This window comes from Enterobacter cloacae complex sp. HYC042_NIDB (genome assembly GCF_056673315.1).
In genome coordinates this window covers 2196286-2210429 of record NZ_CP109650.1, presented here as the reverse complement: position 1 = coordinate 2210429, position 14144 = coordinate 2196286, and the positions used below count along the sequence as shown (strand labels likewise).

At 56.7% G+C, this 14144-nt stretch carries 14 protein-coding genes; 5 read left to right on the top strand and 9 right to left on the bottom strand.

The window, feature by feature from the left end; translation table 11 throughout:
* Positions 1 to 43: 43 nt before the first annotated feature.
* The 3 genes from OKF39_RS10590 to OKF39_RS10580 are packed head-to-tail and all read right to left on the bottom strand — an operon-like array spanning position 44 to position 2563.
* Entirely contained in the window at positions 44 to 856 is an 813-nt protein-coding gene (locus tag OKF39_RS10590; RefSeq protein ID WP_028012875.1) for a MetQ/NlpA family ABC transporter substrate-binding protein, read from the bottom strand.
* Positions 857 to 879: 23 nt separating this feature from the next.
* Entirely contained in the window at positions 880 to 1548 is a 669-nt protein-coding gene (locus OKF39_RS10585; RefSeq protein WP_028012874.1) for a methionine ABC transporter permease, read from the bottom strand.
* The gene (locus OKF39_RS10580; RefSeq protein WP_479983758.1) at positions 1541 to 2563 is read right to left on the bottom strand and encodes a methionine ABC transporter ATP-binding protein; all 1023 of its coding nucleotides are present in this window, start codon (positions 2561 to 2563) and stop codon (positions 1541 to 1543) included. The genes OKF39_RS10585 and OKF39_RS10580 overlap by 8 nt, the downstream gene beginning before the upstream one ends.
* A 400-nt stretch (positions 2564 to 2963) precedes the next feature.
* On the opposite strand from OKF39_RS10580, the gene OKF39_RS10575 reads away from it, so the two are divergent.
* From OKF39_RS10575 to lpp, 5 genes are all read left to right on the top strand, one after another.
* Positions 2964 to 4334 carry a pyridoxal-phosphate dependent enzyme gene (locus tag OKF39_RS10575; RefSeq protein WP_194386152.1) on the top strand — a complete coding sequence of 457 codons (1371 nt, stop codon included), beginning with the start codon at positions 2964 to 2966 and terminating at the stop codon, positions 4332 to 4334.
* A gap of 11 nt (positions 4335 to 4345) precedes the next feature.
* Entirely contained in the window at positions 4346 to 5491 is a 1146-nt protein-coding gene (locus tag OKF39_RS10570) for a trans-sulfuration enzyme family protein (RefSeq protein ID WP_248112172.1), read from the top strand.
* Between the two features lie 175 nt (positions 5492 to 5666).
* Positions 5667 to 5861, top strand: a complete 195-nt coding sequence (gene ynhH, locus OKF39_RS10565) for a protein YnhH (RefSeq protein ID WP_418721936.1) — start codon at positions 5667 to 5669, stop codon at positions 5859 to 5861.
* Positions 5862 to 5868: 7 nt separating this feature from the next.
* A complete protein-coding gene (pykF, locus tag OKF39_RS10560; RefSeq protein ID WP_014883536.1) occupies positions 5869 to 7281 on the top strand; it encodes a pyruvate kinase PykF in 1413 nt (470 codons plus the stop codon).
* Between the two features lie 309 nt (positions 7282 to 7590).
* Complete coding sequence (gene lpp / locus OKF39_RS10555) at positions 7591 to 7827, top strand: murein lipoprotein Lpp (RefSeq protein ID WP_001082307.1); 237 nt, start codon at positions 7591 to 7593, stop codon at positions 7825 to 7827.
* A gap of 60 nt (positions 7828 to 7887) precedes the next feature.
* On the opposite strand, the gene ldtE is transcribed toward lpp, so the two are convergent.
* From ldtE to sufB, 6 genes are all read right to left on the bottom strand, one after another.
* Positions 7888 to 8901 carry a L,D-transpeptidase LdtE gene (ldtE, locus tag OKF39_RS10550; RefSeq protein ID WP_479983757.1) on the bottom strand — a complete coding sequence of 338 codons (1014 nt, stop codon included), beginning with the start codon at positions 8899 to 8901 and terminating at the stop codon, positions 7888 to 7890.
* A gap of 97 nt (positions 8902 to 8998) precedes the next feature.
* Positions 8999 to 9415 (bottom strand): cysteine desulfuration protein SufE, encoded by a 417-nt coding sequence (gene sufE / locus OKF39_RS10545; RefSeq protein ID WP_028012869.1) that lies wholly within the window; start codon positions 9413 to 9415, stop codon positions 8999 to 9001.
* Positions 9416 to 9428: 13 nt separating this feature from the next.
* The gene (sufS, locus tag OKF39_RS10540; RefSeq protein WP_063942589.1) at positions 9429 to 10649 is read right to left on the bottom strand and encodes a cysteine desulfurase SufS; all 1221 of its coding nucleotides are present in this window, start codon (positions 10647 to 10649) and stop codon (positions 9429 to 9431) included.
* On the bottom strand, positions 10646 to 11917 hold the full coding sequence (gene sufD, locus OKF39_RS10535) for a Fe-S cluster assembly protein SufD (protein ID WP_059356944.1): 1272 nt from the start codon (positions 11915 to 11917) through the stop codon (positions 10646 to 10648). Before sufD ends, sufS begins: the two co-directional genes overlap by 4 nt.
* Positions 11892 to 12638, bottom strand: coding sequence for a Fe-S cluster assembly ATPase SufC (gene sufC / locus OKF39_RS10530; protein WP_041910384.1), 747 nt, complete (start codon positions 12636 to 12638; stop codon positions 11892 to 11894). The genes sufD and sufC overlap by 26 nt, the downstream gene beginning before the upstream one ends.
* Before the next feature lie 9 nt (positions 12639 to 12647).
* Complete coding sequence (gene sufB / locus OKF39_RS10525) at positions 12648 to 14138, bottom strand: Fe-S cluster assembly protein SufB (protein WP_479983756.1); 1491 nt, start codon at positions 14136 to 14138, stop codon at positions 12648 to 12650.
* Positions 14139 to 14144: the final 6 nt, after the last annotated feature.

Sequence of the window (14144 nt, the reverse complement as noted above, 5' to 3'; positions counted from 1 at the left end):
CCCGGCGAGGATCTCGCCGGGCTTCATCTGGAAAATCAAATAATTAGTTGTTTACTGGAATGACCGCGCCTTTATATTTGGTGCGGATCCAGTCCTGAATCTCTTTGGAGTGCAGCACGTTCACCAGCGCGACGATGTCTTTCTTTTTCTCATCGCCACGATGCACGGTAATGATGTTGGCGTACGGGTTGTTTTCACCGCTCTCGACCGCAATCGGGTCGTGAACCGGATCCAGACCGGCGTCTATCGCATAGTTGGCGTTAATCACCACCGCGTCGCCTTCGTCGTTGTTGTACATCTGCGGCAGCAGGGACGCTTCCACGTTCGGCGTGAACTTCAGTTTTTTCGGGTTCTCAACGATATCGCTGATGCGCGCCGTCACTTTGTCGATGCCCGGCTTCAGCTTGATCACGCCCTCTTTTTCGAAGATGGAGAGAATACGGCCTTCCTCGGAAACCGCATCACGCATGATGATCTTGCCGCCTTCCGGCAGGTCCTTCAGGGATTTGTATTTTTTTGAGTAGATGCCGATTGGCTCAATGTGGATCGCGCCCGCACTGACAAAATCGTAGTCTTTATCGCCCGCATGATCTTTCAGCACGCTGTTCAGGTAAGGAATGTGCTGGAAATAGTTCGCGTCGATGTCATGACCCGCCAGCGCAGTGTTCGGCAGAATGTAGTCCTGGAACGGTTTAATCTCCAGGTCGATACCCTGCTTCGCCAGAATCGGCTTGGCCTGCTCCAGAATTTCGGCGTGCGGCGTGTTGGATGCGCCCACGGTCAGGGTGTCGGCCCAGGAGGCGAAGCTCAGGGCGCTCAGGGTTGCGGCGGCGATCAGTGTCAGTGTCTTTTTCATGATGTGGTTCCTGTGTGTATTTATTAGCGTTTATCTAACAGTGAAGTAATGACATCGCCGCAGAACTGGATAATGAAAACGATGATTAAAATGGTCACCGTTGCCACCAGCGTGACGTCACCATGGTTGCGCTGGAATCCTTCCAGATAAGCCAGATTTCCCAAACCACCGGCGCCAATCACCCCCGCCATGGCGCTGTAGCTCACCAGCGCAATCAGCGTCACCGTAATACCTGATACCAGTGCAGGTGATGATTCCGGCAGTAAAACCCGAAACACGAGCGTGCTCAGTCGTGCGCCCATCGAGCGCGTTGCTTCAATGACCCCTTTGTCCACTTCGCGCAGGGCGATCTCCACCAAACGCGCATAGAACGGCGCAGCGCCGACAATCAGGGCCGGCAGCGCCGCGTTAGCGCCAAGGATGGTGCCGACGACGGTCTTGGTGAACGGGATCAGCAGAACGATGAGAATGATGAACGGAATAGAGCGGAACACGTTCACCACTATCGAAATGACGCTGTAGACCGTGCGGTTGTGGAACAAGCCACCGCGCGCGGTTAAAAACAGCGCCAGCCCCAGCACGATGCCCAGAACAAAGGTCGCCACGCCGGACAGCGCGGTCATGTACAGCGTCTCCAGCGTTGCAGCCCAGAGCTGATCCCACTTGAGATGTGGAAAGAGATTCTCAGACATGTTTAATTACCTCGCCTTCAATATCGCTGTGCTGCAGGTCGGCGAGGATATTGTTCAGTTGTTCATCGGATGCCGCCACGTGGACCCAGAGCTGCCCGAAAACACCGTGGGCGGTCTGCGTCATTTTTCCGTGCAGGATGTTAAACGGCAGGCCGTAGCGCAGGGTGAGTTCCCCGACAATCGGCTTATGCGTGCTGTGTCCGGTAAAGGTCAGCCTGATCACCGTGCCTTCCAGATCGTTTGCGAGTTCAGTATTGAAGGTCTCTTCCTCGGCGTACTGGCTCACCTGGCGGACAAACTGCTGCGTAATCGGCTGCTGTGGATGGGTAAAGACGCTCAGCACGTCGCCCTCTTCCACCACTTTGCCGTTCTCCATCACCGCCACGCGGTCGCAGATTTTGCGCACCACGTGCATCTCGTGCGTGATCAGCACGATGGTGAGCTTGAAGCGGCGGTTAATGTCCAGCAGCAGATCGAGGATCTGATCGGTGGTCTGCGGGTCGAGCGCGGACGTAGCCTCATCGCAGAGCAGCACGTCGGGGTTGTTGGCCAGCGCACGCGCAATCCCCACGCGCTGCTTTTGCCCGCCGCTCAGCTGCGACGGATACGCATTTTCGCGTCCCTTCAGGCCAACCAGCTCAACCAGTTCGGCGACGCGCGCCTTAATCTTCGCTTTTGGCACACCGGCAATTTGCATAGAGAAAGCAATGTTCTCACTCACCGTGCGCGACCACAGCAGGTTGAAGTGCTGAAACACCATGCTGATCTTCAGACGCGCCTGGCGCAGTGCTTCACCTTTTGCGGCGGAGATATCCTGCCCGTTAATGGTGACGCTCCCGGCGCTGGGTTTCTCCAGACCGTTCAGCAGGCGAATCAGCGTGCTTTTCCCGGCGCCGCTGTAACCGATAATGCCGTAAATTTGTCCCTGCTCTATCGTCAAATTGACGCTATCAACGGCTGTGAGTGCGACCTTTCCGTTGTCAAAAACCTTCGAAATATTGCTCAGTACAATCATTCTTATTCGTTATCCGTGCCGCCCTCGGCGGTTTAGCAGTATGGATGTCCAAAAGATAGTAAACAGGCGTTATCAGCTTTTAAATGAACAAAAAAGCATGTGTTATAACTTTCGGAAATAAACAGCGGATTTACCGGGTGGGAAGCATTTAGACCAATTTCAGCAATGATTATCTACGAGACGCATATATGCTGGCTTACCTTCCGTAAAAGCGGTCATTTTTTCAACATTTTATGCCGATATAGCCATCCTCACATCCAGACAACTTTACGTCTTGCTGTCCTGACATCCAAAAACGGTATTTATATTCCTTTCCGTTCTAAACGGCAGTGAATGGTTCTTTATTGAGAAAATTTCATCGCCCTATCATCCCGTCATGACATCCCGAAAGGAAAACATCATGACGATTTACCACTCCGTCACCGAACTGATTGGCCGCACGCCGCTGATCCAGCTGCATAAGCTTGATACCGGTCCCTGCTCGCTGTTTCTGAAGCTGGAAAACCAGAACCCCGGCGGTTCGATTAAAGACCGCGTTGCGCTGTCGATGATTAACGAAGCGGAGCGTACCGGCCAGCTGCAGCCGGGCGGCACGATTATTGAGGCCACGGCGGGCAATACCGGCCTTGGCCTGGCGCTGATCGCCGCCCAGAAAGGCTACTCACTGATCCTCGTAGTGCCCGACAAAATGAGCCGCGAAAAGATTTTCCACCTGCGCGCGCTGGGTGCCCAGGTGGTGCTGACCCGCTCGGACGTGAATAAGGGCCACCCCGCCTATTACCAGGATTACGCCCGGCGTCTGGCTAACGAGCTGCCCGGCGCGTTTTACATCGACCAGTTTAATAACGTGGCCAACCCGCTGGCGCACCGCACCACCACGGCACCGGAACTCTATGAACAGCTTGACGGCAAGATTGACGCCATCGTGGTCGGCGTCGGCTCAGGTGGTACGCTCGGTGGCCTGCAGGCGTGGTTCGCCGAGCACTCTCCGCACACGGAGTTTGTCCTGGCTGACCCGGCCGGATCCGTTCTCGCTGACCAGGTGGAAACCGGACGCTACCACGACGCGGGCTCCTGGCTGGTCGAAGGCATTGGCGAAGACTTTATTCCGCCGCTGGCCCACATTGAAGGGGTGAATCGCGCCTGGCGCATCACCGACCGCGAAGCCTTCGCCACCGCGCGCGAGCTGCTGAAAACGGAAGGCATTCTGGCGGGCTCCTCCAGCGGCACGCTGCTGGCGGCGGCGCTGAAGTATTGCCAGGCGCAGACCGTGGCGAAACGCGTGGTGACCTTCGCCTGCGACAGCGGCAATAAATATCTCTCGAAGATGTTTAACGACGACTGGATGCGCCAGCAGGGGCTTATCACGCGCCCTCAGGCGGGGGATCTCTCCGACTACATTGCCCTGCGCCATGATGAAGGCGCTACCGTCACCGCCGCGCCGGACGATACGCTTTCCACCGTACTGGCACGCATGCGCCTGTATGACATCTCTCAGTTGCCGGTCCTGGAGAACGGCAAGGTGGTGGGCATTATCGACGAGTGGGATCTCCTGCGGCATATCGGCGGCGACGGCGACCGCTTTGCCCTGCCGGTCACGGCGGCCATGACCCGTCAGGTGGAATTTCTCGATAAACGTGCCCCGGAGAGTGCCCTGCACGCCATCTTCGACCGCGGTCTGGTGGCCGTGATTAACGACAATGACCATTTTCTCGGCCTGATTACGCGCAGCGACGTCCTGACCGCGTGGCGCAATCGTCTACAGCAATAAAGGATTAAACGATGAAAAACCTGGCAACCCTGAGCGTCCACAGCGGCGCATTCAACGACCCGCACGGCGCCGTCATGCCGCCGATTTACGCCACGTCGACGTTTGCGCAACCGTCACCCGGCGAGCATACCGGCTATGAGTATTCCCGCAGCGGCAACCCCACCCGTCATGCGCTGGAAACGGCGATTGCCGAACTGGAGGGCGGCACGCGCGGCTACGCCTTTGCTTCCGGTCTGGCGGCCATCTCCACGGTGCTTGAGCTGCTGGATAAAGACAGCCATATCGTCGCCATTGATGACGTTTACGGCGGGACGTATCGCCTGATTGAAAACGTGCGCAAACGCAGTACGGGCCTGCAGGTCAGCTGGGTTAAGCCGGACGACTTAGCCGGGCTTGAGGCCGCCATTCGCCCGGAGACCCGCATGGTGTGGGTCGAAACGCCGACCAACCCGCTGCTGAAGCTGGCGGATCTGACGGCCATTGCGGCGATCGCCCGTCGTCATAACGTCATCAGCGTGGCGGATAACACCTTCGCATCGCCGGTGATCCACCGCCCGCTGGCGTCGGGTTTCGATATCGTGGTGCACTCAGCCACCAAATACCTTAACGGCCACTCTGACGTGGTGGCCGGGCTGGCTGTGGTGGGAGATAATCCGGCGCTGGCGGACCAGCTTGGTTATCTGCAAAATGCGGTCGGTGGTGTCCTGGATCCGTTCAGCAGCTTCCTGACCCTGCGCGGTATCCGCACGCTTGCGCTGAGGGTAGAAAAGCACAGCAGCAACGCGCTGGAGATTGCGCAATGGCTGGCGCAGCATCCTCTGGTCGAAAAAGTGTTCTATCCCGGCCTGGAATCGCATCCGCAGTACCAGCTTGCCCGCACTCAGATGGCCCTGCCGGGCGGGATGATTTCCGTCGTGGTGAAAGGCGATGCGCAACGCGCCACCGAGGTGATTCGCAACCTGAAGCTGTTCACCCTAGCGGAAAGCCTGGGCGGCGTGGAGAGCCTTGTGAGCCAGCCTTACAGCATGACGCACGCCTCGATTCCGCTGGAGCAACGGCTGGCAAACGGCATTGTGCCGCAGCTGATCCGCCTCTCGGTAGGCATTGAAGATCCGAAAGACCTGATTGCCGACCTCAGCCAGGCGCTGCAAAAATAAGCAAACGGCGGCAGGTCGCTCACCTGCCGCCAAAAGTTGTCATCATGGCTTAACGCCTTGATAACAATATTATGTGAAACGGCATTGATTAATTCTGAAACACCGTTTCCATTTTCCTTTTATCTTAAAATTAGCGTATAATGCGCGCCAAATCCCTGGTGAATGGTTTCAGCGCTTGGAATACAAAAAACAACGTACAACTTCTCCTCTCCTTCGTTGGGCTGTCACTCAGGCACACTTTCTTCTGCACGCTCATTTGATGTCTCCTATCCTTAGTGCGTGTCATATACTCTTTTGCAACACAGGTTTGACTCCGCGGCGGTGCGCCCCCGGAGCGAGATTTCCATATCCTTCCCAACTTAAAGACTAAGACTGTCATGAAAAAGACGAAAATTGTTTGTACTATCGGCCCGAAAACCGAATCCGAAGAGATGCTGAGCAAAATGCTGGATGCCGGCATGAACGTGATGCGTCTGAACTTTTCCCACGGTGACTACGCAGAACACGGTCAGCGTATCCAGAACTTGCGCAACGTGATGAGCAAGACCGGTAAAAAAGCGGCGATCCTGCTCGATACCAAAGGTCCGGAAATCCGTACCATCAAACTGGAAGGCGGTAACGACGTCTCTCTGAAAGCGGGCCAGACCTTCACCTTCACTACCGACAAATCCGTTGTTGGTAACAGCGAAATCGTTGCGGTCACCTATGAAGGCTTCACCAGCGATCTGTCCGTGGGTAACACCGTGCTGGTCGACGATGGTCTGATCGGTATGGAAGTCACCGCTATCGAAGGTAACAAAGTTATCTGTAAAGTGCTGAACAACGGCGACCTGGGCGAAAACAAAGGCGTTAACCTGCCGGGCGTTTCTATCGCGCTGCCAGCACTGGCGGAGAAAGACAAACAGGACCTGATCTTCGGCTGCGAACAAGGCGTTGATTTCGTTGCGGCGTCCTTCATCCGTAAGCGTTCCGACGTAGTTGAAATCCGTGAGCACCTGAAAGCCCACGGCGGCGAGAAGATCCAGATCATCTCCAAAATCGAAAACCAGGAAGGCCTGAACAACTTCGACGAAATCCTCGAAGCGTCTGACGGCATCATGGTTGCTCGTGGCGACCTGGGCGTTGAAATCCCGGTTGAAGAAGTGATCTTCGCGCAGAAGATGATGATCGAGAAATGTGTTCGCGCGCGTAAAGTGGTTATCACCGCCACGCAGATGCTGGACTCCATGATCAAAAACCCACGCCCTACCCGCGCTGAAGCAGGCGACGTGGCGAACGCCATCCTCGACGGTACCGATGCAGTCATGCTGTCCGGTGAATCCGCGAAAGGGAAATACCCTCTGGAAGCGGTCGGCATCATGGCGACCATCTGCGAACGTACTGACCGCGTGATGACCAGCCGTCTGGACTTCAACAACGACAGCCGCAAGCTGCGCATCACTGAAGCAGTGTGCCGCGGTGCGGTAGAAACCGCTGAGAAACTGGAAGCGCCACTGATTGTTGTTGCGACCCAGGGCGGTAAATCTGCGCGCGCAGTGCGTAAATACTTCCCGGATGCCACCATCCTGGCCCTGACCACCAACGAAACCACCGCACGTCAGCTGGTGCTGAGCAAAGGCGTGGTTGCGCACCTGGTCAAAGAGATCGCCTCTACTGACGATTTCTACATTCAGGGTAAAGCAATGGCTCTGGAAAGCGGTCTGGCGCAGAAGGGCGACGTGGTTGTAATGGTTTCTGGTGCTCTGGTACCAAGCGGAACAACCAATACTGCCTCCGTTCACGTGCTGTAATAATTCACGAACGAATTAAATTTGATAAAAAGCGCCCAATGGGCGCTTTTTTTATTCCCGGCATTAGCCAAATTCATTCAAAAAGCAAATCGGGTTTTTCTATTTAAATGCGATTTATCTAAGATGAATCCGATGAAAAATGCCTTTTTTTACATAGCTTTTTACTCAAAACGCACTGATTCGATGCTTCTTTGAGCGAACGATCAAAAATAGGCGTATTCCCATCAAAAAAATATTCTCAACCCAAAAAAGTTTGTGTAATACTTGTAACGCTACATGGAGATTAACTCAATCTAGAGGGTATTAATAATGAATCGTACTAAACTGGTACTGGGCGCGGTAATCCTGGGTTCTACTCTGCTGGCTGGTTGCTCCAGCAACGCTAAAATCGATCAGCTGTCTTCTGACGTTCAGACTCTGAACGCTAAAGTTGACCAGCTGAGCAACGACGTGAACGCAATGCGTTCCGACGTTCAGGCTGCTAAAGACGACGCAGCTCGCGCTAACCAGCGTCTGGACAACCAGGCTACTAAATACCGTAAGTAATAGTACCTGTTAATAAAATGGCGCACATTGTGCGCCATTTTTTTTGCCTGCGTCAAACTGCTACTGCGTTACTTTTTCCCCTTCCTCTTCTGCTACCGCAGCAGACACCCGGCTGTTCTGCACTGACAACACGCTATTGCTGGCCGACGGGCCGCTACCCGCGGATACGACAACCGGGATCCCGGCACGGCGCGCCAGGGCTTTATCAATTAACGCCTTATCGCTTCCGGCCTGAGAAACAAAGGTGGCAAAGTCTGCCGAGTGGGTAATGGGCGAAATCTGCGGGTTCTCGCCCTCCACCTGCGCCAGCGGACGGTGGACCTCAATATAGCGCTTACCGTCCGGCTCAACCGAGAATTTCACCGGCTCGTTGATGATCTGTACCCGCGTGCCGACCCGCACCTGTTCAAACAGGGCTTTAATATCCGGGGCGTTCATTCGCATGCAGCCGGAACTGACGCGCAGACCTACGCTGTCCGGCGCGCTGGTGCCGTGAATAAGATATTCCCCATTACCAATTCCCAGACGCAGCGCATAGCGCCCCAGCGGGTTATTTGGCCCCGCCGGGACGACGGGTGGCAATTTAATTCCCTGGGCCAGGGAACGCGCTCTGATGCCCGCCGTTGGCGTCCAGGTTGGATTAGGGATTTTTTGGCTGACGCGGGTGGTGCTCACCGGCGTTTCCAGCCCCAGCTGTCCGATGCCGAGCGGGAAGACCTGGACAATATTTTCTCCCGGTGGGAAGTAGTAGAGCCGAAGCTCGGCCAGGTTAACCACAATGCCTTCGCGCGGGGTATCCGGCAGCAACATCTGCGACGGGATGGTGATAACGGTACCCGGCGCCGGGTTTACTGGCGCAATGGTATTGTTCGTTTCAAGGATCACCAGCGCCGCCGTATTAAACCGACGGGCGATTGTCTGAAGCTTATTATCCCCTTCCTGTATCGTGTAGGTTTGATTTTGCCCAATCAGACGGCTACCTGCGGGCGGCAACGGATAGTCCATCGCGCGGGCCGAATTAAACGTACCGAGCGAACTGAGGAGTAATAGAGTTATTAGAGACGCGCGCTTCATGCTGAGATTCCTTATTCACTGGCAGGATGCCAGAAAGCTGAAAAACCAGCGAGGCGGGAACCACCTCGCGAAACAGAATGAATGCTGTTCTATAAGTCTAGCTAAGGATTGCAGCTTTGGCGCGAATGGCGCGAATCATCGCTTCCAGCCCCTGGGAGCGGGACGGGGTGAGGTGTTGGGTCAGGGCCATTTTTTCAAACCACGGGCGGACATCGAACGCGACGATATCCTGCGCCGACATCCGGTGGTAAAGAATAAATACGACCGCAATCAGCCCTTTTACAATGGCCGCATCGCTGTCGCCGTGCAGGGCGATAGTGCCGTCGTCAGACTGCTCCATCACAATCCACACCTGGCTCTGGCAGCCCTGAATAATGTTTTCCGGGTTATGCGCCTCTTCTCCGAGCGGCGGCAGACGCTGCCCCAGCTCGATGATATAAAGGTACTTCTCTTCCCAGTTTGCACAGCGTCCAAAGTTGCGCAGCAATTTGTCTCTGTCCGGCAGTTCTGCCATCTTTTGCCTCTTCTTAGCCCAGCAGCTGGTGAATGCGCTTAAGCCCCGCCACCAGCCTGTCGACCTCTTCCATTGTGTTATACATCACCAGCGATGCGCGGCACATTGCCGGCACCTGGTAAAAAGCCATCAGCGGCATGGCACAGTGGTGCCCGGTACGGACGGCCACGCCGTAATTATCGAGGAAGCTGCCCACGTCATAGGCGTGGTGTTTCCCCAGGTTAAAGGCAATCACGCCCTGTCGGTCAGCCGGGCCATACAGGCTAAGGTCCGGCACGCTGGCAAGCTCCTGCAGCGCGTAGTGCATCAGCAGCTGTTCGTACTCCTGGATGGCGTCCAGGCCGATTGCGGAGACATAAGACACCGCTGCCCCCAGGCCGATAATCCCGCCGGTGTTGGGGGTGCCCGCCTCGAAACGCCAGGGCGCGCGGGCGTAGGTCGTCCCTTCCGTCAGGCTGACGGTGGCGATCATCGATCCGCCCCCTTCCCACGGCGGCATCGCCTGCAGGATGTCCTCTTTCACATACAACACGCCAATCCCGGTCGGGCCATAGAGCTTATGCCCGGAGAATACGTAGAAATCGCAGTCCAGCGCCTGCACGTCCACCGCGTGGTGCATCACCGCCTGCGCGCCGTCAATCAGCACCTTCGCGCCGGCCTGATGGGCTTTTGCGATAATCTCTGTCACCGGGTTTTCGGTGCCCAGCACGTTAGAGACCTGGGTGACCGCCACCAGCCGCGTTTTATCGTCCAGCAGGGCGTCAAGCTGCTCCAGCTGCAGCGTGCCATCGTCGTTCAACGGAACGACCCGCAGCTGTGCGCCGACACGCTCGCAGAGCATCTGCCACGGCACAATATTGGCGTGGTGCTCCATCTGGGTGATGATGATGTTATCCCCCGCGCGCACCTGGGCGTTGCCCCAGCTGTTGGCGACAAGGTTAATCCCCTCGGTTGTGCCGCGCACAAATACCAGCTCTTCCGGCAGGCGTGCATTGAGGAAGGCTGCAATTTGCGTGCGCACGTTTTCCATGCGCTGGGTCGCCTCGGCGCTCAGGGTATGAATACCGCGATGCACGGCGGCGTAGCCGTGGCGGTAGAACTCGGCTTCCGCATCCACCACCTGATTCGGCTTCTGCGCGCTGGCCGCGCTGTCGAGATAGGCCAGCGGCAGGCCGTTCACTTCACGGGTCAGAACCGGGAAATCGGCCCGCACTTTCTCTACGGGAAAACTCATGCTTCGCCTCCGGGCAGACGCTGACCAATGCGGGCCAGCACCTGCTGCTTCAATACGCCATCGTGCAGCGCTTCCGTAAGCTCCGCCGCAAAGGCGTAGATGATCATTTTCTGCGCCGCCTGCTGGTCGATGCCGCGCGAGCGCAGGTAGAACATCTGCTCGTCGTCGATCCGACCGACCGTCGCGCCGTGACTGCATTTTACGTCGTCGGCGTAGATCTCCAGCTGCGGCTTGGTGTCCACTTCCGCCAGGCGCCCCAGCAGCAGATTGTTGTTGGTCATCTGCCCGTCGGTTTTGATGGCGTGCTGGGCGACGTTAATCAGGCCGTTAAACACCGCCCGCCCTTTATCGCTGACGATGGTTTTGTGCAGCTGGCGGCTGTTGCAGTAGCCTTTGTTGTGCTCAAGCCAGGTGCGTGTGTCGCACACTTCTGCCTTCACCGGCATCGCCAGGCTGTTGATGCGCAGCGTAGTGTTTTCACCGTTAAGCTGCGTGCTGGTGTTGTGGCGCAGCACCGCGCCGCCGAGCAGGAAGCTGTGGCTGTACGCCGCGGCATCCTGGCCCAGCAGAAGATCGTTATGGGCAAAATGGTGGCTCTGCGGATTCTCAAACGCCAGCTTAATGTGATGAAGCTGCGCATTGGCGGCAACGTTCATCGTCAGCCGCGACCCGGTAAAGTGACGGGTCTCGTTGAGGCTGACGTAATGTTCGATTACCGTGGCCTCCGCCCCCTCCGCCAGCTCAAGGTGATGGCGATAGTGCGCGGTGTTGATCTCATCGCCCTCCACGCCCTGTGTGATGTGCATCAGCAGCAGCGGTTTTGCCGGCCGCTGGTTACGCTTGACCTGAATATGCGTCACGCTGCGGGCCAGGCTCTCGGTCAGGTGGAGGAAGACTTCCGGCTGAACCGGGGCGCTCAGGCTCTGGCGGTCGTCGTTAATGACGATATCGAACCCGCTATCCCGGGCGTCATCACTCAGTTCTGGACGCCAGACGCCATCGACAAAGACCAGACGCACCGCATCCACCGTCAGCGCCAGATCGTCGCGCCGGGCCGGGTCAATCTCCGCCAGACGCGTCACAAACTCGCCGTTCAGCAGGCCGTCGAGTGGGGTGTATTTCCAGTTCTCATGCTTCCGCGTCGGCAGGCCGAGGCGCAGCATCTGCTGCAGGTGCTGCTGCGCCTGCTCGGAGCGCGTATTACCCTGCTCCTCAAACAGCCGGTGCCACTGCTGGAGCGCATTACTGCTGTTCGGTAAGCCAGCCATAGCCCTGCTCCTCCAGTTGTTTAACCAGCGTAAAATCACCGGATTTCACAATACGTCCCTGGTAAAGCACGTGGACATAGTCCGGCTTGATGTAATCCAGAATGCGCTGGTAGTGGGTGACAATAATGAACGAGCGCTTGCCGTCGCGCAGGGAATTCACCCCGTCGGCGACAATCTTCAGGGCGTCGATATCCAGACCGGAGTCGGTCTCATCCAGAATGCACAGCTCGGGCTCGAGCACCGCCATCTGCAGGATATCGTTACGCTTTTTCTCGCCGCCGGAAAAGCCGACGTTGACCGAGCGGGTCAGCAGGTCTTCCGGCATTTTCAGCAGTTTGATCTTCTCTTCCATTAGATCCTGGAAGTCGAAGCGATCCAGCGCCTCCTGGCCACGATACTTGCGCACCGCATTCAGCGCCGTCTGGAGGAAAAACTGGTTGCTGACGCCCGGAATTTCGACCGGGTACTGGAAGGCCATAAAAATGCCCTCACCCGCGCGGTCTTCCGGCGACATCTCCAGAAGATCTTTGCCGTTAAATTCGACCGAGCCGCCTGTCACTTCGTAATCTTCGCGTCCCGCCAGCGTCGCTGAAAGCGTACTTTTCCCGGAGCCGTTCGGCCCCATGATGGCGTGAACTTCACCCGGCTTGACGTCAAAATTGAGACCGCGCAGGATCGCTTTCTCTTCCACGCTGACCTGTAAATCTTTAATGCTTAACATGTGCTTTCCTTAACCGACGCTGTGTTCAAGACTAATGGCGAGGAGTTTTTGTGCTTCAACGGCGAATTCCAGCGGCAGTTCAGAGAACACGTCCTTACAGAAGCCGTTCACAATCATCGAAATGGCATCTTCTTCGCTGATGCCGCGCTGCAGGCAGTAGAAGAGCTGATCTTCCCCAATACGCGACGTGGTCGCCTCGTGCTCCAGCTGAGCCGTGTTGTTGCGACACTCGACGTACGGGAAGGTATGCGCCCCGCAGTCGGCACCGATCAGCATTGAATCACACTGAGTGAAGTTACGCGCGTTGGTGGCCGTCGGCATGATTTTCACCAGCCCGCGATAGCTGTTCTGGCTATGCCCGGCAGAGATCCCCTTCGAGATAATCGTCGATTTGGTATTTTTCCCAATGTGGATCATCTTGGTGCCGGTATCGGCCTGCTGATGCCCGCTGGTCAGCGCCACCGAGTAAAACTCACCGATGGAGTTATCCCCGCGCAGAATACAGCTCGGGTATTTCCAGGTAATAGCGGAGCCGGTTTCCGACTGCGTCCAGGACATTTTGCTGTTTTCGCCTTCGCACAGCGCACGCTTGGTGACGAAGTTCAGGATACCGCCGGTATTGCCGTCGCCGGGGAACCAGTTCTGCACCGTGGAGTATTTCACCTCGGCGTCTTTGTGAATGATGACCTCAACCACCGCCGCGTGCAGCTGGTAGCTGTCGCGCACCGGGGCGGAGCACCCTTCGATATAGCTGACGTAGCTGCCTTCGTCCGCTACCAAAATGGTACGTTCAAACTGTCCGGTTTTTTCGGCGTTAATGCGGAAATAGGTGGAGAGCTCCATCGGGCAGCGCACGCCTTTCGGCACGTAGATAAAGGTGCCGTCGGAGGCTACCGCGGCATTCAGCGCGGCGAAGAAGTTATCGTTGCTCGGTACCACGGTGCCGATGTACTTTTTCACCAGATCGGGATGGTCATGAATGGCTTCGCCAAAGGAGCAGAAAATGATCCCCTGCTCGGCCAGCTTTTCACGGTAGGTGGTCGCTACCGAGACGGAGTCGAAAATGGCGTCCACCGCCACCTCTCTCCCCTCGCGCACGGGCACGCCCAGCTGGTTAAACGCCTCTTCAACTTCTTTGCTCAGGAAGCTGTTCTCGGCACCGGTCTGCTGGACCGCGCCGGGCTGCGAGGCGCAGGTATCGTCACAGCTGCCGCAGGAGGGCGCGGAGTAGTAGCTGTAATCCTGATAGTTCAGCTTGTCGTAGTGGGCTTTCAGCCAGTGCGGCTCTTCCATCTCCAGCCAGGCGCGAAACGCACTCAGGCGAAATTCGAGCATCCACTCGGGCTCGTTACGTTTGGCCGAAATGGCGCGCACCACATCTTCATTAATGCCTTTCGCCAGCTCGTCGGTCTGCAGATGCGTGAAAAAACCCTCTTTATAGTTGAGGTGTCCGCCGCTCCAGGTGTTTACATCACTCGTTGCTTCAGTATTACGAGACATAGTACC